Origin of the sequence: Nonomuraea sp. NPDC048881, from assembly GCF_040649795.1 — a bacterium.
Taxonomy (GTDB): domain Bacteria; phylum Actinomycetota; class Actinomycetes; order Streptosporangiales; family Streptosporangiaceae; genus Nonomuraea.
Window position 1 is genome coordinate 829,249 of record NZ_JBEZGC010000002.1, and the last position, 17,760, is coordinate 847,008.

At 74.6% G+C, this 17,760-nt stretch carries 14 protein-coding genes; 8 read left to right on the forward strand and 6 right to left on the reverse strand.

Features of this window, described 5'->3' with window-relative positions:
* Positions 1-14 precede the first annotated feature (14 nt).
* Positions 15-1,412, forward strand: a complete 1,398-nt coding sequence (locus AB0C33_RS09360; protein WP_358285336.1) for a glutamate--cysteine ligase — start codon at positions 15-17, stop codon at positions 1,410-1,412.
* Positions 1,413-1,498: 86 nt separating this feature from the next.
* Entirely contained in the window at positions 1,499-2,527 is a 1,029-nt protein-coding gene (locus AB0C33_RS09365; protein ID WP_358285338.1) for a hypothetical protein, read from the forward strand.
* A gap of 13 nt (positions 2,528-2,540) precedes the next feature.
* Here AB0C33_RS09365 and AB0C33_RS09370 read toward each other — a convergent pair whose 3' ends face one another.
* Entirely contained in the window at positions 2,541-3,260 is a 720-nt protein-coding gene (locus tag AB0C33_RS09370) for a PaaX family transcriptional regulator C-terminal domain-containing protein (RefSeq protein WP_358285340.1), read from the reverse strand.
* A gap of 31 nt (positions 3,261-3,291) precedes the next feature.
* Here AB0C33_RS09370 and AB0C33_RS09375 point away from each other — a divergent pair, with 31 nt between their 5' ends.
* Positions 3,292-4,944: an acyl-CoA dehydrogenase family protein gene (locus tag AB0C33_RS09375; protein ID WP_358285342.1), complete on the forward strand. Its 1,653-nt coding sequence runs from the start codon at positions 3,292-3,294 to the stop codon at positions 4,942-4,944.
* Between the two features lie 58 nt (positions 4,945-5,002).
* Complete coding sequence (locus tag AB0C33_RS09380; RefSeq protein ID WP_358285344.1) at positions 5,003-5,746, forward strand: crotonase/enoyl-CoA hydratase family protein; 744 nt, start codon at positions 5,003-5,005, stop codon at positions 5,744-5,746.
* Here AB0C33_RS09380 and AB0C33_RS09385 read toward each other — a convergent pair.
* Positions 5,743-6,717 (reverse strand): YafY family protein, encoded by a 975-nt coding sequence (locus AB0C33_RS09385; protein WP_358285346.1) that lies wholly within the window; start codon positions 6,715-6,717, stop codon positions 5,743-5,745. The two genes, AB0C33_RS09380 and AB0C33_RS09385, sit on opposite strands and share 4 nt — an antisense overlap.
* A gap of 110 nt (positions 6,718-6,827) precedes the next feature.
* Here AB0C33_RS09385 and AB0C33_RS09390 point away from each other — a divergent pair, with 110 nt between their 5' ends.
* Both AB0C33_RS09390 and AB0C33_RS09395 read left to right on the forward strand, forming a co-directional pair.
* Positions 6,828-7,952 (forward strand): epoxide hydrolase family protein, encoded by a 1,125-nt coding sequence (locus AB0C33_RS09390; RefSeq protein WP_358285348.1) that lies wholly within the window; start codon positions 6,828-6,830, stop codon positions 7,950-7,952.
* Between the two features lie 5 nt (positions 7,953-7,957).
* Entirely contained in the window at positions 7,958-8,812 is an 855-nt protein-coding gene (locus tag AB0C33_RS09395) for a crosslink repair DNA glycosylase YcaQ family protein (RefSeq protein WP_358285350.1), read from the forward strand.
* Between the two features lie 5 nt (positions 8,813-8,817).
* Here AB0C33_RS09395 and AB0C33_RS09400 read toward each other — a convergent pair whose 3' ends face one another.
* Complete coding sequence (locus tag AB0C33_RS09400) at positions 8,818-10,098, reverse strand: FAD-binding protein (protein ID WP_358285353.1); 1,281 nt, start codon at positions 10,096-10,098, stop codon at positions 8,818-8,820.
* Between the two features lie 55 nt (positions 10,099-10,153).
* Here AB0C33_RS09400 and AB0C33_RS09405 point away from each other — a divergent pair, with 55 nt between their 5' ends.
* The gene (locus AB0C33_RS09405; protein ID WP_358285354.1) at positions 10,154-13,357 is read left to right on the forward strand and encodes a BTAD domain-containing putative transcriptional regulator; all 3,204 of its coding nucleotides are present in this window, start codon (positions 10,154-10,156) and stop codon (positions 13,355-13,357) included.
* Between the two features lie 29 nt (positions 13,358-13,386).
* Positions 13,387-14,583: a non-homologous end-joining DNA ligase gene (ligD, locus tag AB0C33_RS09410; protein WP_358285356.1), complete on the forward strand. Its 1,197-nt coding sequence runs from the start codon at positions 13,387-13,389 to the stop codon at positions 14,581-14,583.
* Between the two features lie 21 nt (positions 14,584-14,604).
* On the opposite strand, the gene AB0C33_RS09415 is transcribed toward ligD, so the two are convergent.
* From AB0C33_RS09415 to AB0C33_RS09425, 3 genes are all read right to left on the reverse strand, one after another.
* Positions 14,605-16,023, reverse strand: coding sequence for an FAD-binding oxidoreductase (locus tag AB0C33_RS09415; protein ID WP_358285358.1), 1,419 nt, complete (start codon positions 16,021-16,023; stop codon positions 14,605-14,607).
* A complete protein-coding gene (locus AB0C33_RS09420; RefSeq protein WP_352356863.1) occupies positions 16,020-16,646 on the reverse strand; it encodes a cupin domain-containing protein in 627 nt (208 codons plus the stop codon). The genes AB0C33_RS09415 and AB0C33_RS09420 overlap by 4 nt, the downstream gene beginning before the upstream one ends.
* A 166-nt stretch (positions 16,647-16,812) precedes the next feature.
* Positions 16,813-17,700 (reverse strand): NAD(P)H-binding protein, encoded by an 888-nt coding sequence (locus AB0C33_RS09425; RefSeq protein ID WP_358285360.1) that lies wholly within the window; start codon positions 17,698-17,700, stop codon positions 16,813-16,815.
* Between the last annotated feature and the right edge of the window lie 60 nt (positions 17,701-17,760).

The following is a 17,760-nucleotide window of genomic DNA, read 5'->3' on the forward strand; positions in this document are numbered from 1 at the left end:
GACAGAAGGGGGCGATGGGACGAGATCTGGACAAAGAGCGGTTCTCCGAGGCGGAGTACGCGCGCTTCGGAGAACGCATCCGGGAGCAGCTCGGCACTCTTCGCGAGCTGCTCGAAACCCCTGGCTTCGGCCAGGGGCCGGCCACCATCGGGGCCGAGCTGGAGCTGTTCCTCATTGACGAGCAAGGACGGCCGCTGCCGCGCAACGACGAGGTGCGGGACAAGCTCGGCGACCCACGCGTGGTGCTCGAACTGGGCCGCTTCAACATCGAGGTGAACCTCACCCCGATGCCGCTGGCCGGCGCGCCCTTCGAGCGCATGGGGGCCGAGATCCAGGAGACGGTGACCAAGGTGGACGCCGCCGTCGAGGACGGCGGCGCGCTGCCGATCGGCATTCTCCCCACGCTGGCCGCCGAGGACTTCACCATCGGCGCGATGAGCGACCAGAACCGCTACCGGGCCATGAGCAGGGGCATCAGGCGGCTGCGGCTGGAGCCGTTCCTCGTCAAGATCGAGGACCTGGAGCTGTCGGTGGAGGACGTGATCCTGGAAAGCGCCAACACCTCCTGGCAGGTGCACATCCGCACGCCGCCCGACCGCTTCGCCCGGCTGTTCAACGCCGCCCAGCTCGCCATCGGGCCGGTGCTGGCCGCGTGCGGCAACTCGCCGTTCTTCCTGGGCAGGCAGTTGTGGGCGGAGACGCGGATCGCGCTGATGGAGGAGGCGGCCGACGACCGCGACGTGGAGCGGCGCGGGCGCAGGGACGGGCGGGTCACGTTCGGCTCGGACTGGGTGCGGGAGGGCGCGCACGAGCTGTTCGAGCGGTACGTCCAGGACTACGAGCCGATCGTGCCCGACCTGTCCGACGACGCCGAGCCGCACGAGGTGCCCGAGCTGCGGCTGCACCAGGGCACGATCTGGCAGTGGAACCGGCCCGTCTACGACCCGGCCGACGGCGGTCACCTGCGGGTCGAGATGCGCGCGCTGCCCGCCGGGCCCTCGTGCGCGGACATGACCGCGAACACGGCGTTCCTGCTGGGGCTGACGTTGTCGCAGGCCGAGCGGGACCTGACCGGCTACCGGTTCGCCGAGGCGTACCAGAACTTCTACCGCGCCGCCCAGGACGGGCTGGAGGCCAAGCTGACCTGGCCGGGGCTGGACGGCGAGTTCGAGGCCGCCGACCTGGTGCTCAGGCTGCTGCCCGAGGCGCGGGCCGCGCTGCTGGCGGCCGGGGTGACCCCGCACGACGCCGACACCGCGCTGGACGTCATCGCCCAGCGCACCCGGCTGCGGCGCACCGGCGCCGTCTGGCAGCGCGAGGCGCTGGCGCGCTTCGGCGGCGACCGGGAACGGCTCGTGCGCCGCTACCGCGAGCTGGCCCTGTCGGGCCTGCCGGTGCACCTGTGGGACTGAACTGGGACTGAACTGGGACTGAACGCCAACAAATGCCGCCGCGCGTCCGTCAAACTACTCCGAGAGACGGACGAAGTGAGGCAGATATGGCGGCGACGGGGATGGTACCGGCCGACAAGGCGCCCTACGCGTTAACGCGGGCCACGGGGACGCTGGCCACGGGGGCGGCGAAGCTGGCCGGGGAGATCGGCGCGACCGGGGTCGAGGCCCTGCTGGCCCACGCCAACAGGACCGCCGTCCACAAGGGCGCGACGGCGGCGCTGGGCTCGATGCGGCCCAGGCCGGCGGACTGGTACGCCTTCGACGCCAAGGACCAGGACACGGTCGACTGGTACCCGCAGGGCGTGACCTGCGGCGAGGAGTCCGGCAACATCGGCGTGCCGGTGCTGCTGGTGAGCTGGTACTTCAAGCCGGCGGCGGGCGAGCGGGGGATCAGGTTGTCGTTCCTGAGCCCCCGGACGCTGAAGTACCAGCACGCGCTGCTGGTCGAGGCCAGGCCCGACGGCTCGTACGGGCCGATCGACGTGCACGCGGGCGGCCTGGCCTGCCACGGCGACCTGCTCTACGTCGCCGACACCTACAACGGCCTGCGCGTCTTCGACCTGGGCAACCTGCTCGACCTGCGCACCGCCCAGCCCGACCTGGGCGACCCCGCGCGCATCGGGCGCTCCGGCGGCCGGTTCCACGCCTTCGGCTACCGCTACCTGCTCCCGCAGACCGACTGCTGGAAGCTTGCGCGCGGCGGGCCGCACTTCTCGTTCCTGTCGGTCGACCGCAGCGGCGGCACGCCCGCGCTGGTCGCGGGCGAGTACCGGGAGAACGACCCCGGCGGGTGGGTCGCCCGCTGGAACCTGCCGCTGACCGACGGCACGCCCAAGGACGCCTTCGTCATGGGCCACCCCAAGATCCAGGGCGCGGTCTCGTGGGGCGGCAAGTGGTACCTGAGCCAGGCGGCCGACGCCGCCACCAACGGCAGACTGCTCGTCCACAGCGGCGACAAGCTGCTGACCAGGCCGTACCCGATCGGGCCTGAGGACCTGACGGTGCGCGGCGGCAAGGTGTGGAGCGTCACCGAGTTCAGGAACAAGCGCATCGTCTTCGGCGTCGAACTCTGATTCAGGAGGGGGCTCAGCCCTCCATGTGCGCGCGCAGGACCTCGCGGTAGCGGCGGTCGAAGGCGTCGTAGCGGGCCCGCAGGGCGGCTCCCGGCCAGCCGGCGGGCAGCAGCTCGGCGGGCAGCAGCGGGTCGGCCAGCAGGTGGCGCAGCACGGCGGCCGAGACCAGGAAGCCCTCGGCCAGCCCGTCGGCCCGGTCGAGCGCCCGCTCCAGCCGGCCCGCCTCGGCCGCCCAGCCGTCGAGGTCCCACAGCAGCGGGGTGGGGTCGCCGTGCGGGCGGCCGTCGATCAGGGTGCACTGCGCGGTGACGGTCTCGGGCCACTCGCGCACCAGGTTGGCCGGACGCAGCCAGGTGCCCTCGCGCAGCTCGCCCATGCGCAGCGCGGACATCGTGTGCCGGAACGCGGCCCGGTCGGCCGGGGCGCGCCGCTCGGCGGTGACCACCGCCACCTCCCACGTGCCGTCCCACGGCCTGGTGTGCGGGTCGCGGCTCTCGTCCTGCCGGGCCTGGCGCTCGACGAGCCGCTCGGACAGCGTGTAGCGGCCGCCCTGCTGCGTCAGGTCGCCGGCCGCCACCATGCGCGACAGCGCCACCCGGACCGTGCCCTCGGCGATGCCGAACAGCGCGCCGATGCGCACCAGGTGACGGGCGGGCAGCCGGGGCGGGTGGCTGCCGAGCAGCGCGCTCAGCACCGCCGACCGGGCGCTGAGTGAGGTGTTACGGTCTTCCATCGCGTGTTGATTATATGTAACACTCGCGAGTATGGGCCGGTATCTCATCGAACCTTTCGACCACAGCGACCGCTACGCCACCGAGCGCTACCAGGGGGCGGCCGGGCGCAACTGGTGGACCTGCGACCCCACGCTGCGCCTGCTCATGCGGCGCCACCTCGGCGACGGCTTCGCCTGGGCCGAGCCCCACCTCGAACGGCTCGGCGCGCTGATGGGCGGCCTGGTCGCCGAGTGTGCCGAGGAGACCGACCGCAACCCGCCCCGCCTGGAGAAGTACGACAAGTGGGGCAGGGACGTCAGCCGGGTCGTCATGCCGCCGTCCTTCCAGGCCGCGCGCGCGGCGCTCATGGAGGACAACTTCACCTCGCCGTCGTTCGCCGAGGAGGCACGGGCGAACGGGGCGGACCCGTCCGCGCTGGCGGCGGCCTGGACGTACCTGCTCGACCAGGCCGACATCGGGATGGGCTGCGCACTCGGCACCGGCGGGGACATGGTGGTCTCGCTGGCCGAGAAGCACGCGCCGCCGGACGTGCGCGACCGGGTCCGGGAGATCTTCGCCGACGGCTACTACTCCGGCGAGGCCGCCCAGATGTTCACCGAACGCACCGGCGGCTCCGACCTGGCCGCCCTGGAGGCGTGGGCCGAGCCCGACGGCGAGGCGTGGCGGCTGACCGGGTTCAAGTGGTTCGCCTCCAACGCCAACGGCTCGGCGTTCGTGGTGCTCGCCCGCACGCCCGACGGGTCGGTGGCGCCGTTCCTGGCGTTGTGGGAGCGGCGCGACGGCTCGCGCAACGGGGTGCGCATCCGGCGGCTGAAGGACAAGCTGGGCACCCGCTCGGTCGCCTCGGCCGAGGTCGAGTTCACCGACGCCGAGGCGTTCCTGCTGGCCGGCCGGGGCTCCGGCTCCGGGCTCGGCACGATGATGAAGCTCACCAACGCCTCCCGGCTGGGCGTGGCCATGATGGGCGTCGGCGTGGCCAGGCGGGCCCTGGTCGAGTCGGTCTGCTACGCGCGTTCCCGCGAGGCGTTCGGCCGCCCGCTCATCGACCAGCCCCTGATGCGCCGCAAGCTGGCCGAGCTGATCGTCGAGGTCGAGGCCGCCCAGGCGATGGTGTTCGACGGCCTGGTCGGCCCCCGGCTGCGGCTCGGGCCCGCGCTGATCAAGCTGCGCGCCGCCCGGCTCGGCCTGACGGCGGCCAGCGACGCGATCGAGGTGCACGGCGGCAACGGCTACATCGAGCAGTGGCCGGTGGCCAGGCTGCTGCGCGACGCCCAGGTCAACCCGATCTGGGAGGGCGGCGACAACATCCTGTGCCTGGACGTGCGCCGCGCCATGCTCCGCGAGGAGGCCCACGTGCCGTTCCTGGCCCGCCTGCGCGCCCTGGCCACCTCCGACCTGGTGCACGCGCGGATCGACGACCTGTCCAAGGCCGTCGCGGCCTGGCACGGGCTCGACCCGGCGCTCGCCGAGGAGCGCCTCTATCCGCTGGCCCAGTTCATGGCCGACGTCTACGCCGCCGCCCTGCTGGAGGACCAGGCCGGATGGGGCCTCGACGACGGGCGCAAGGCCCTGGTCGCCCGCCTGTACGCCGAGGCGCACCTGGCCGAGCGGGGCCCGCTGCGCGGCATCGACGCCCCGGCCGCCGACCACTTCGACGCGTTGCTGGCCGGGGCCCTCGCCTGAGGGTACGCTCGGCAGGTTTCCCCGAGGCGAAGCCGCACGTTCCCCGGAGGAGGGGCGCATGACCGTACGCGTCGAGCGCGAGGGGCCCGTCACCACCGTCGTGATCAGCAGGCCGGAGGCGCGCAACGCGGTGGACAGGAAGACCGCCGACGCGCTCACGGACGCGTTCGCCGGCTTCGAGCGCTCCGACGCGGCCGTGGCGGTGTTGTGGGGCGAGGGCGGCACGTTCTGCGCCGGAGCCGACCTCAAGGCGCTGGACAACCACGTCGGCGAGGACGGCGACGGCCCCATGGGGCCCACCAGGATGCGCCTGTCCAAGCCGGTGATCGCGGCCGTCGCCGGGCACGCGGTGGCCGGCGGGCTGGAGCTCGCCCTCTGGTGCGACCTGCGGGTGGCCGAGGAGGACGCGGTGTTCGGCGTCTTCTGCCGCCGCTGGGGCGTGCCGCTGATCGACGGCGGCACGGTGCGGCTGCCCCGGCTCGTCGGCGCCTCCCGCGCCATGGACATGATCCTCACCGGCCGCGCGGTGAGCGCCCCGGAGGCCCGTGACATGGGCCTGGTCAACCGCCTGGTGCCCACCGGCACGGCCCGGCGGCACGCCGAGGAGCTGGCCGCGCGGATCGCCGCGTTCCCGCAGACGTGCCTGCGCGGCGACCGCATGTCGCTGCTGGAGCAGCACGGCCTGCCCGAGGACGAGGCCATGCGCAACGAGCTGCGCCACGGCCTGGTCTCGCTGCCGGACGCCGCGGAGGGCGCCGCCAGATTCGCTGCCGGCGCCGGCCGCCACGGCGACCTCGCCTAGCCGGGTGGCTGGTCGGCGGCGGCGATCGCGCGCTGGTAGCGGCTCGTCAGCGTGCGCAGCGCGGCCACCAGCTCCGGCGAGTCCTCGACCGTGAAGTCCGCGTCGAGCAGGCCCAGGTGGAGGGCGAGCGTCTCCGGGTGGTCCGAGCCCGGCTCGAACACGCACCGGTCCTCGCCCAGCGGCTGCACGTCCACCGGGATCGGCAGCCGGTCGCGCACGTGCGAGGCGGGCGCGTGCACGATGACCCGCGCCCGGTAGCGCCAGGTCGCCTCGCCGGCCCCGCGGGCCACCCGCGCCGTGATCTCGTGGTCGGGCGGCAGCTCGCGGGGCGTGAAACGCGGCCCCGCCGGCGTCCGCGGTTCGATCCGGTCGACCCGGAAGGTGCGCCAGGCGTCCCGGTCGACGTCCCAGGCCACCAGGTACCAGCGCCGCCGGTCGTGCACCAGTCGGTACGGCTCCACCGAGCGCCGGCCGGCCGCCCCGGAATGCGCCCGGTAGTCGAACCGCAGCCGCTCATGGTCGCGGCACGCGCTCGCGATCACGGTCAGCACGTCGGGATCCACCTGCGAGCCGCGCGACGGCATCGGCAGCGCGTACGACTGGAAGGCGCTCACCCGGTGACGCAGCCGCGCGGGCAGCACCTGCTGCAGCTTGGCCAGCGCCCGCATCGAGGTCTCCTCGATCCCGGCGATCGAGCCGCTCGCGGCGGTGCGCAGGCCGATCGCGACCGCCACCGCCTCGTCGTCGTCCAGCAGCAGCGGCGGCAGGGCGCCGTCCGAGCCGAGCCGGTAGCCGCCGGCCACGCCCGGCCGCGCGTCGACCGGGTAGCCGAGCGCGCGCAACCGTCCGACGTCGTTGCGGATCGTGCGGGTGGTGACGCCGAGCCGGGCGGCCAGCTCGGTGCTCGTCCAGTCGCGCCGGGCCTGGAAGAGGGACAGCAGGCGCAGCAGCCGCGCCGAGGTTTCCAGCATTCTTCGATCCTGACGACGATCTAGGAACGATCCTTTCCGCGAATGTTCCTAGTGTTCTCCGCATGAGCGCAAGAGCACTCATGGCCGAGCCGTTCACAAGGAGTAGCGCCGTGCGCGACGACATCCAGCCCTTCCGCGTCGAGATCCCCCAGGCCGACGTCGACCACCTGCACGACCGGCTCGCCCACGCCCGCTGGCCCGGCGAGCTGCCCGGCGTCGGATGGACCCGCGGCGTGCCGCTCGGCCACCTGAAGGAGCTCGCCGAGTACTGGCGCACGCAGTACGACTGGCGCGCCCAGGAGGCCCGGCTCAACCGGTACCCGCAGTTCACCACCGAGATCGACGGCCAGCGCATCCACTTCCTGCACGTCAGGTCCGACCGGCCCGACGCCAGGCCGCTGCTGATCACCCACGGCTACCCGAGCTCCGTCGCCGAGTTCCTGCACCTGATCGAGCCGCTGGTCACCCCGGACGAGGGCCCGGCCTTCCACGTCGTCGCGCCGTCGCTGCCCGGCTACGCCTTCTCCACGCCGCTGGGCGGGACCGGCTGGTCGATGGGGCGCACCGCATGCGCCTGGGCCGAGCTGATGGGCCGCCTCGGCTACGAGCGGTACGGCGTGCACGGCGGCGACGTCGGCGCGGGCGTGTCCGGCCTGCTCGCCGGCCTCGACGGCGAGCACGTCGTCGGCGTGCACGTGGTGACCGATCCGTTCACCGCCGCGAACGTCGCCACCTTCATGCCGGGGATCGCCGACCGGCTCGACGCCGACGACCCGGTCGACAAGCTGATCCTGAGCCGGATGGACGCCTTCCGGACGGAGGGCTCCGGCTACCTGGCGATCCAGAACAGCCGGCCGCAGACCATCGGCTACGGCCTGGCCGACTCGCCGCTGCTGCAGCTCGCCTGGATCGCCGAGAAGGTCCACGAATGGACCGACCTGCCGGTCGACCGCGACCAGCTGCTCACCACGGTCAGCCTGTACTGGTTCACCGGCTCCGGCGCCTCCGCCGCGCACACCCTGTACGAGCAGGCCCACTCCGCCGACTGGGGCGCGCCGCCCGCCGTGCCGCAGGGGTTCGCGGTCTTCGGCGCCGACGAGACCGTGCGCCGGCTGGTGCCCGCGCCGGCCGGCGCGCACTGGAGCGAGTTCGAGCGCGGCAGGCACTTCCCCGCGATGGAGGCCCCCGCCCTGCTGGCGGCCGACCTGCGGGCCTTCTTCGGGCCGCTGCGGTGAGCGACGTGCTGAGCCGGCGTCGCCTCAACCGGGCCACGCTGGCCCGCCAGTACCTGCTGGAACACGCGCCGGGCCGGGCGATCGACACGATCGAGCACCTGGGCGGCATGCAGTCCCAGGCGCCGCTGGCCCCGTACGTGGGGTTGTGGACCCGGCTGCGGGGCTTCGCACCGGATGAGCTGTCGGCGCTGACCGAGCAGCGCCAGGTGGTGCGGCTGCACCTGATGCGTGCGCTGCTCGACCAGGCCGGGCGGCTGCTGGCGGAGCGGCCGCGCACCCGCGGCGAGCTCGGCAGGCTGCTCGCGCGGAGCCGGCCGGGCGCCGATCCGAGCGCGCTGGCCTACGCGGTCACGCATCACCTCGCGCTGTGCCAGGTGCCGCCGCGGGGCGTCTGGGGCGGCACCGGCCCCGCCGCGTGGGCGCCGGTGGAGAGCTGGCTGGGCGCGCCGCTGCGCCCGGTGCCGGTGGACGCGCTGGTCCTGCGCTATCTCGGCGCGTTCGGCCCGGCGAGCGTCGCGGACGTGCAGCTGTGGTCCGGGCTGACCCACCTGCGCGAGGTGCTGCTGTCACACAAGGACCGGACCCGGGTGATCCCCGGCAACCGCCCCGTCCCGCTCCCTCCGGGCAACGGCGCGACCACCGGCACCTTCGCGACCACCGGCACCTTCGCGACCACCGGCACCTTTCTGATCGACGGCATGTGGCAGGGCACCTGGCGGATCCGGGACCGGACGCTGCGCATCCGGCCGTTCACCCCGTTGCGCCGCACGGATCGCGACGCCCTGCTGACCGAGGCAGCCGGGTTGTGCGCCTTCCTCGACCCCCGGGCGACGTGCGACCTGGTCCTCGAAGAGCCGTAGGCCGGTCAGCCCAGCACCGGGAAGTTGGACCTGATGACGCTCAGCGGGTCGCGGGCGCGCTTGAGGTCGCGCAGCCGGGCCAGCGTCTCGGGCGAGAACGCCGCCGCCGCCTGCTCCCCGCCGTGCAGCATCGTGAACGGACGCCGCCCGGTGCTGAACGGCACCAGCGACTTGCCGAGCCGCTCCATCCGCTCCGCCACCTCCGGCGACGGCAGGCCCAGCGCGTGCACGAGGTACGGCTCCGCCAGCCGCTCCACCGCGCCCCCGCCCTCGACCGGCCTGGCCACGGCCCCGCCCAGGTGCCGGACCTGCACCGCCAGCAGCGGCTCGATCGGCTCGCCGGCCAGCACGCCGGCGACCTCGTCGTCCAGCCTGGTCAGCAGCTCGGTGTGGCCCACGCCCGGGCTCGGGTCGACCGGCTCGTCGCAGATCGAGGCCAGCTCGGCCACCGGCAGCCGCCGCCTGGTGTCGGCGATCGCCCCGCCCACCGCCTCGAACGGCCGCAGCAGCGCCCCGGGGTCGGCCCCGAGGTAGGTGCAGTCGGCCATGACGAAGCCGGGGGCGCCGGGCGGCGTCAGGAGCTGGAACCACACCGACAGCTCCTCCGGCGCGCCGGCGGTGACCTCGCGGAAGGCCGCCATGACCTGCTCGGCGCGGTCGGCCGGCCAGATGATCCGGCCGCCGTACAGCATGGGCGCGGGGTGCAGGTCGAACTCCAGCGCCGTCACGATCGCGAAGTCGCCGCCGCCGCCGCGCAGGGCCCAGAACAGCTCGGGGTCGTGCTCGGCGGTCACCCGGACCCGGCCGCCGTCGGCGTCCACGGCCTCGACGGCGCGCACGCTGTCGGCGGCGAAGCCGTACTTGCGGCTGAACCAGCTCAGGCCGCCGCCCAGGGTGTAACCGGTCACGCTCACCACCGGCGAGCTGCCCGCCAGGCCGGTCAGCCCGAGCGGGCTCGCGGCCGCCAGCACCTCGCCCCACTTCACGCCCGCGCCGACGCGCGCCACGCCGTCGCGGATCTCCACCCCGCCCAGCCGGCCGGTGCGCAGCAGGATCGTCCCCTCGGTGTCGCCCGACGCGCCGTGGCCGCTCGGCTGCGCGGTGACCGCCAGGCCGTGCAGGCGGGCGTAGCCGATCACGGCGGCCACGTCGTCGGCGTCGGCCGCCTCGACCACCGCGCGCACCGGCTGGTCCACCGCCAGGTTCCAGGGCCGTCGCGCCTGGTCGAAGCCGTCGTCGCCGGGGAGCAGCACCGGGCCGGCCGTCATGTTCCTCAGTTCGTTCATGTGATCGATGATGCGTCGTCCCACTTGCGTGGGAATTGGGGTTGACTTGAGGTCTGTGGAGTTCAGACTTTTCGGGCCGCTTGAGGTGGACGACGCCGACGGCGTCCGGCTCGACCTCGGCACCCGCAAGCAGCGCGCGGTGCTGGCCATGCTGGCGCTGGAACCGGGCCGCATCGTGCCGCTCGACCGGCTGATCGACGAGCTGTGGGCGGGGGAGGCCCCGGCCAGGGCCACCGCCACGCTCCAGGCGTACGTGTCGCACCTGCGGCGGGTGCTCGAACCCGGACGCAGGCCGCGCACGCCGCCCCGGGTGCTGCTCACCCGCGAGCCCGGCTACCTGCTGGACATCGCGCCCGGCCAGACGGACGTCGCCCGCTTCGCCTCCTGGACGGCCGACGGCGCCCGGCTGGTGCGGCGGGGACGGCACGGCGAGGCGGCGCGGGTGCTCGACCGGGCGCTCGGCCTGTGGCGCGGCGAGCCGCTGGCGGAGTTCCCCGGGCTCGCGCCCGAGGTGCCGGCCCGGCTGGAGCAGCTGCGGCTGGCGGCCGAGGAGGACCGGCTGGAGGCGCGGCTGGAGCTGGGCGAGGCCACCGTGCCCGACCTGGAGGCGCTGGCCGAGGCGTACCCGTACCGGGAGCGGGCGTGGCGGCTGCTGGTGCTCGGGCTCTACCGGGCGGGCCGGCAGGCCGACGCGCTGGCCGCCCTGCGCCGGGTGCGCGGCCTGCTGGCCGGACGGCTGGGCATCGAGCCGGGCCCGGAGCTCAGACGCCTGGAACAGGCCGTCTTCGACCAGTCCCCGGCCCTGGACGCCCCCGGCGCGACGACCGCCCGCCCGGCGGCGGACCGGCGACCGGACAAGGACACGGAGGCCGCCCCGGAGCCCGTACCGATGGCGGGCCGGGGCACGGGCGAGCGGCTGGTGGGACGGGAGGCGGAGCTGCGGACCCTGGAGGAGCTGCTGGGCGCGGCGCGGGCTGGGCGCGGCGGGCTGGCGCTGGTCACCGGCGAGCCGGGCATCGGCAAGACCAGCCTGGCCAGGGCCGCCGCCGACCTGGCCGCCGCCCGCGGATTCCGGGTGGAGTGGGGCAGGTGCCTGGACGACGCCAGGGCCCCGGCGTTCTGGCCGTGGACGCGCGCGGGCATGATCCCGCCGTCGCCGCACGCCGAGCTGTTCGACCTCTACGACGCCGTGCTCGACTCGCTGCGCGGCGGCCCGCTGCTGCTGGTGCTGGAGGACCTGCACTGGGCCGACGCCTCCTCGCTGAAGCTGCTCGGCCACGTCGCCGGCGAGCTGGCGGGCACGTCCGCCCTGGTGCTGGCCACGCTCAGGCCCGAGCCGGACGGCCACCCGGCCCAGCTCGGCGAGACCCTGGCCGCCCTGTCCAGGGAGGGCCGCAGGCTGCCGCTCGCGCCGTTCGACGCCGACGGGGTGCGTGACTTCCTGCGCCTGCGCGAGGTGAGCGCCGACCCGGAAGAGCTGCTCGACCGCTCCGGCGGCAACCCGTTCTACCTCACCGAGCTGCTGCGGCTGCCCGAACGCGAACGCCATCTCGTCCCGCCCGGCGCACGCGACGTGATCGACCGCAGGCTCGCCAGGCTGCCCGGGACGACACTGGACCTGCTCAGGGCCGCCGCCGTCGCGGGCCGCGAGGTCGAGCTGGACCTGCTGGCCGCGCTCGTGGAGCAGCCGGTCGAGGACGTCATGACCGGCCTGGAACCGGCCCTGGCCGCCGGGCTGCTGACCGAGGCCGCCGATTACCGCTTCTCGCACGCCCTCGTCCGCCAGGCCCTCGACGCCGGCCTGACCACGCTCGCCCGCGCCCGGCTGCACCTGCGCGCCGGCCTGCACCTGGAGAGCGTGCCCGGCGCCGACCCGGCGCTGCTGGCCGGCCACTTCGCCGCGGCGGCCAGGCTGGGCGGCGCGCCCAAGGCCGTCACGCACGCCTGCGAGGCCGCAGCCCAGGCCGCCGCCCGGCACGGCTACCAGGAGGCCGTCGAGCTGTGGGAGCTGGCGCTCGCCCACCTCCCGCCCGGCGACTCGCCGCGGCGCTGCCGGCTGCTCACCGAGCTGGGCCGGGCCCGCCGCAGCCTGGGCGACGCCGCCGGCGCCCACCGCGACCTGGACGAGGCCGTCGCCCAGGCCCAGCGGCTCGGCGACCGGGACGCGCTGGTGGCCGCCGTCTCGGTGTTCGGCGGGCTGTCGGTGTGGAACTGGCGGCCGTACGGCGTCGTGGACGAGACGATGGTCGCGGTGCTGGAGGACCTGCTCGCCGGCGGCCAGGACCCGGCGTCCAGGGCGGCGCTGCTCGGCACGCTCGGCATCGAGCTGCACTACGGCCCGCGCCGCGCGGAGGGCGAACGGCTGGCGCTGGAGGCCGTCGAGCTGGCCCGCGGCCTGGACGACCCGATGCTGCTGGCCAAGGCGCTGAACAACTACCTGATCGCCGGGTTCGTCCCGGGCCGCAACGACGCGCGGCGCAGGGCGGCCGAGGAGATGCTGGCCGTGCCCGGCCTGCCCAGGGAGGCCCGGCTGGTCGGGCGCGTCCTGCGCATGTCGTGCCTGCTGCGCGCGGGCGACCTGGCCGAGTGGGCCAGGGACCTGGACCGCTGCGAGCAGCTCCTGCACGAGGTCGCCCGGCCCGAGCTGGAGGCCATGGTCCGCGTCTCCCATACCGCCGCGCACACCCTGCACGCCCGCTGGGACGAGGCCGAGGCCCTGCTCGCCCGCTTCCCGGGGCTCGCGTTCGGCGGCAGCCTGTGGGGGATCGAGGCGCGCCGCCTGGGCACCCTCTACACCTGCAGGCGCGGCCGGGGCCGGGGCGCGGAGCTGCTGGAGGAGCTGGTGGCGGCGGGGGAGCGGCCGCTGATGAGCCCGGTGCGGCCGCTGGCCGTGCTCGCGGCGCTGGAGGCCGGGCGGCCGGAGCTGGCCCGGGAGCTGATCGGCCGGTGGGGGGTGGAGCTGCGCGAGGACTGGGCCGCGGACTTCCTGCACCCCGTCTGGGGGCTGGTGGCCGCCCGCCTCGGCACGCCCGACCCCGCCGAGCTGTACGAACGGCTGCTGCCCATCGCCGGCCAGCTCATCGTCATGGGCATGGGCAGCGCCGCCTGGGGCTCGGTGCACGACGTGCTGGCCGAGCTGGCCCGGCGGCTCGGCCGTGGACGGGAGGCGCGCGAGCACAACGAGGCCGCCGTCGAGCTGCACCGGCGGCTCGGGCTGACCTACTGGGAGGCGCGCAGCCGGGGGTGGCGTCCCGGCTGACTGTCGGACCCGCCGCGTATCGTGATCTCATGCCTGACATCGAGGTCGCGGGCCGTTCCGTCCGCGTCACCAGCCCCGACAAGGTGGTCTTCCCGCAGTCCGGCCACACCAAGCTCGACCTGATCCGGTTCTACCAGGCGGTCGGTGAGGCGGCGCTGCGCGGCGTGCACGGGCGGCCGATGGTGCTCAAGCGGTTCGTCCACGGCATCGAGCAGGAGGCGTTCTTCCAGAAGCGCGCGCCGGCCAAGCGGCCCGACTGGATCGAGGTGGCCGAGCTGCGCTACCGGTCCGGGCTGAGCGCCGAAGAGGTGGTCTGCACCGATCTGGCGCAGTTGCTCTGGGTGGTCAACCTCGGCTGCGTCGACCTCAACCCCCATCCGGTCCGCGCCGACGACCTGGCCAGGCCCGACGAGCTGCGCATCGACCTCGACCCCGTCCCGGGCGTCGGGTGGGCCGACGTGCTGGCGACCGCGCAGGTGGCGCGCGAGGTGCTGGCCGACCACGGGCTGGTCGCCTGGCCCAAGACGTCCGGGTCGCGGGGCTTCCACGTCTATGCCCGGATCGACCGGCGGTGGTCGTTCGCCCAGGTGCGCAAGGCGGCCGAGACCGTGGCGCGCGAGGTCGAGCGGCGGGCCCCCGACCTGGCGACCAGCCGGTGGTGGAAGGAGGAGCGCCACGGCGTGTTCGTCGACTTCAACCAGAACGCCTACGACCGCACGGTGGCCTCGGCGTACTCGGTGCGGGCGGTGCCCGACGCCCGCGTGTCCACCCCGCTGAGCTGGGAGGAGGTGCCCGGCTGCCGGCCCGAGGAGTTCACCGTCGACAGCGTGCCGAAGCGGCTGGCCGAGCTCGGCGACCCGTGGGAGGACATGGACCTGCACGCCGGGTCGCTCGACGGCCTGCTGGAGCTGGCCGAGGAGCTGGGGCCCGCGCCCAAGCCGCCCAAGGGCAGCGGGCGCAGGCAGCAGACCATGCCGGTCATCGAGATCGCCAGGGCCCAGCACAAGGAGGAGGCCCTGGCCGGGCTCGACCGCTGGAAGGCCCGCCACCCCGAGGTCGCGGCCCTGCTGGAGCCCGCCGACGTGCTGGTCGACGGCATGCGCGGGCGCAGCAGCGTGTGGTACCGGATCCGGGTCAACCTCCAGCACGTGCCGGAGGGCGAGCGGCCGGCGCAGGAGCCGCTGGAGGTCGACTACGACCCCTGGCAGGGCGCCGGCGGCCCCTGACCTCTCACCGGAGAGTGGAGGTCAGCGGCCCGAGACGAGGTTGCCGAGGCGGGCGTACAGCGAGGTGCCGGTGCCGCGGTCGTTCTCGTGGCGGTCGGCGGCCCGGAACAGCGTGTAGATGAGCTGCACGCCCGCCCACCGCAGCGGCTCCGGCTCCCACTGCCGCACCTGCCGGCCCACCCACGGCAGCGCCGTCAGCTCGGTGTCCCGCCGCAGCACCAGGTCGCGCAGCGTGCGCCCGGCCAGGTTCGTGGTGGTGACGCCGCTGCCGACGTACCCGCCGGCCCAGCCGAGCCCGCTCGCGTGGTCGAGATGCACGGTCGAGCACCAGTCGCGCGGCACGCCGAGCACGCCGCACCACGAGTGCTGCACCCGCGCGTCGGCCGCCGCCGGGAAGAGCTTCACCAGCATCCGCCACAGCAGCGCCACCGTCCGCGCCTGGGTGGCCCCCCGGCGGTCGGTACGCGACCCGAACCGGTACGGCACCCCCCGCCCGCCGATCGCGATCCGGTCGTCGGCCGTGCGCTGGGCGTAGACGTAGGCGTGGGCCTGGTCGCCGAGCAGCTCGTGCCCGGCCCAGCCGATGTGCTTCCACACCTCGGCGGGCAGCGGCTCGGTGACGATCATGGAGCTGTTCATCGGCAGCCACTGCCGGTGCTGCCCGGCCAGTGACGCGGTGAAGCCCTCGGTGGCGCGGATGACGTAGTCGGCCGAGACGATGCCGAGCGGCGTGTGCGCGGTCGCCTTGCCGCCGCCCACGCGCGGCCGGATCTCGGTCACCGTCGTGCCCTCGAAGACGTCCACGCCCAGCGCGGCCACGGCCGAGGCCAGTCCGACGGCGAGCTTGGCCGGCTGCACGCGGGCGCAGTGCGGCGAGTACGCGGCCTCCAGCGTGCCCGCCACCTGGAGGCGCTCGCGCTGCTCGTCGCGGTCCATCAGCCGCATGTCGTCCTCGCCGTAGCCCCAGGAGCGCAGGTCGGCGACCTCCTCGCGGAGCCGCCGCCGCTGGGCCGGGTTGGTCGCCACGTGCACCAGACCGCCCTTGTGCACGTCGGCGTCGATGCCCTCGGCGCGGGTGACGTCGATGACCTCGTCCACCGCGCGGAACATGGCGTGCTGAAGGTCGATCATGGCCTGCCGGCCGCGGGCCTGGGCGTGCCGCTCGCGGGAGCCGGCGAACTCGGCCGACAGCCAGCCGCCGTTGCGCCCGGAGGCGCCGAACCCGGCGAACTCCTTCTCCAGGATCGCGATCCGCAGGTCGGGCTGGGCCTTCTTCAGGTAGTACGCCGTCCACAGGCCGGTGTAGCCGCCGCCGACGATCGCCACGTCGTACTCGCGAGAGCCGGGCAGCGCGGGCCGCCTGGCGGGCAGGCCGATCTGCCGGTACCAGAACGAGACGCCCCCGTTGGCGTAGTCGTCGGTGAGCGGGATGCCTGTCATGACTGTTCTGCCTCCACGGCTGCTACGTGCCCCTCCGCTGATTCCCCATCCGCTCTGTCCCCGGCGGACGGGGTGGGCGGGCTGATCACCCAGAGCACCTCGGCGGTCTCGTCGCCGTCGTTGACCACCCGGTGCGGGACCGATGTGCGGTACTCCACGCTGTCGCCGGGCCCCAGCGGGTGCGCGGCGGCGGACCCGGCGGGGCCCAGCCAGAGCGTGAGGCTGCCGCGCAGCACGAGGAAGATCTCCTGCGAGTCGCCGTGCGTGTACGGCTCGTCGCCGGTGGAGGCGCCGGGGTCGAACTCGCCGGCGTACATCTCCACAGTGCGCAGCGGGCGCTGGGAGATCAGGAACTTGCGGGTGCCCGGCGCGGTGGCCAGCTCGGGACGCTCGGCGCGGCGCACCACGCGGTGGGCGGGCTCGTCGTCCTCGTTGAACAGGTCGGCCACGGTGATGCCGAGCGCGGAGGCGATCCTGCGCAGCATGCCGATGCTCGCGCTGGTCTGCCCGCGTTCGAGCTGGCTGATGAAGCTGGGGCTCGCCTTGGCCTCGCCGGCCAGGGCGCGCACGGTCATGCCGCGCATGCCTCGGTAGACCCGGATGCGGGTGCCCAGGTCCGTCATCGAACCTCTCGATCGGTCAGGCTGAACAAGTTGTTCAGTGACGGTACCGACGGCTGAGAAAGCCCAGCAAGAGGGGGGTGCCTAACGAATCGGTAACCGGTCCCAGCCGCGGGTCGGCGCAGGTCGGCGCGGATCGGCCGCGAATCGGCCGCGAATCGGCCGCGGGTCAGCCGCGGGTCGGCCGCTGGTAGCCCTCGTCGCCGCCGTAGACGCGCACCGACGGGTCCCGCTCGGGCTGCGTGGCCGGGCTGGTCGGCGAGGCGGTGTGCTCCTCGGCGAAGTCGTCCGAGGGCACGGGCGGCGGCGGGAACAGGTAGTCGTGCCAGGTGATCCGGCCCTTGGGGTCGGCCTCGGTGGTGAACGCGCCCGCGCGCTGCGCGGCGGCCAGCCTGCCCGGGATGCGCACCGGCAGGCACAGGCGGCGCAGGCGGCGGGCGTCCAGCCAGGTCCTGGTCAGCTCCTCGGTGCCGAGGACCTGCGGGCCGCCGTACTCGACGACGGCGCAGGCCGGGCCGCCGGCCAGCAGCGCGGCCAGGCGGCCGGCGACGTCGTCCACGTGCACCGGCTGCCACAGCAGCGAGCGGTCCATGGGCAGCACGGGCAGCGCCGCCAGGTCGCGCAGCAGCCGGTCCACCGACTGGTGGAACGGGGTGGCGCGGACGACCGTCCAGGCCATGCCGCTCTCCCTGACCAGCCGTTCGGCCTCCAGCTTGTGCCGGTGGCCGGGCGCGCGGTCCGCGCCGGCGATCGAGGGCAGCAGCACGTGCGAGGCCCCGGCCGCGCGGGCCGCCGCGGTCAGCGTGCGGGTGCCGGCCAGGTCCACCTGGGCGCGGCCCTGCCGGCCGCCGGTGGCCAGGTGCGCGACGGCCTCGACCTGCCGGACGGCCTCGGCGACGCCCTTGCCCGAGGCCAGATCGCCCCACACCCACTCCACGCCCCCGCGGTCCTCGTGCCGGGTACGGCTGAGCGCCCGTACCCGATGTCCCGCCTTGAGCAGGACGGGCACGAGGGCCCTGCCGAGGGTGCCGGTGGCTCCTGTGACCAGAATGCGCATGCCGGGTCCATACCCGCGAATCCCCAGAGATGACAATGATTTTCGTGACGAGGTCTGTGG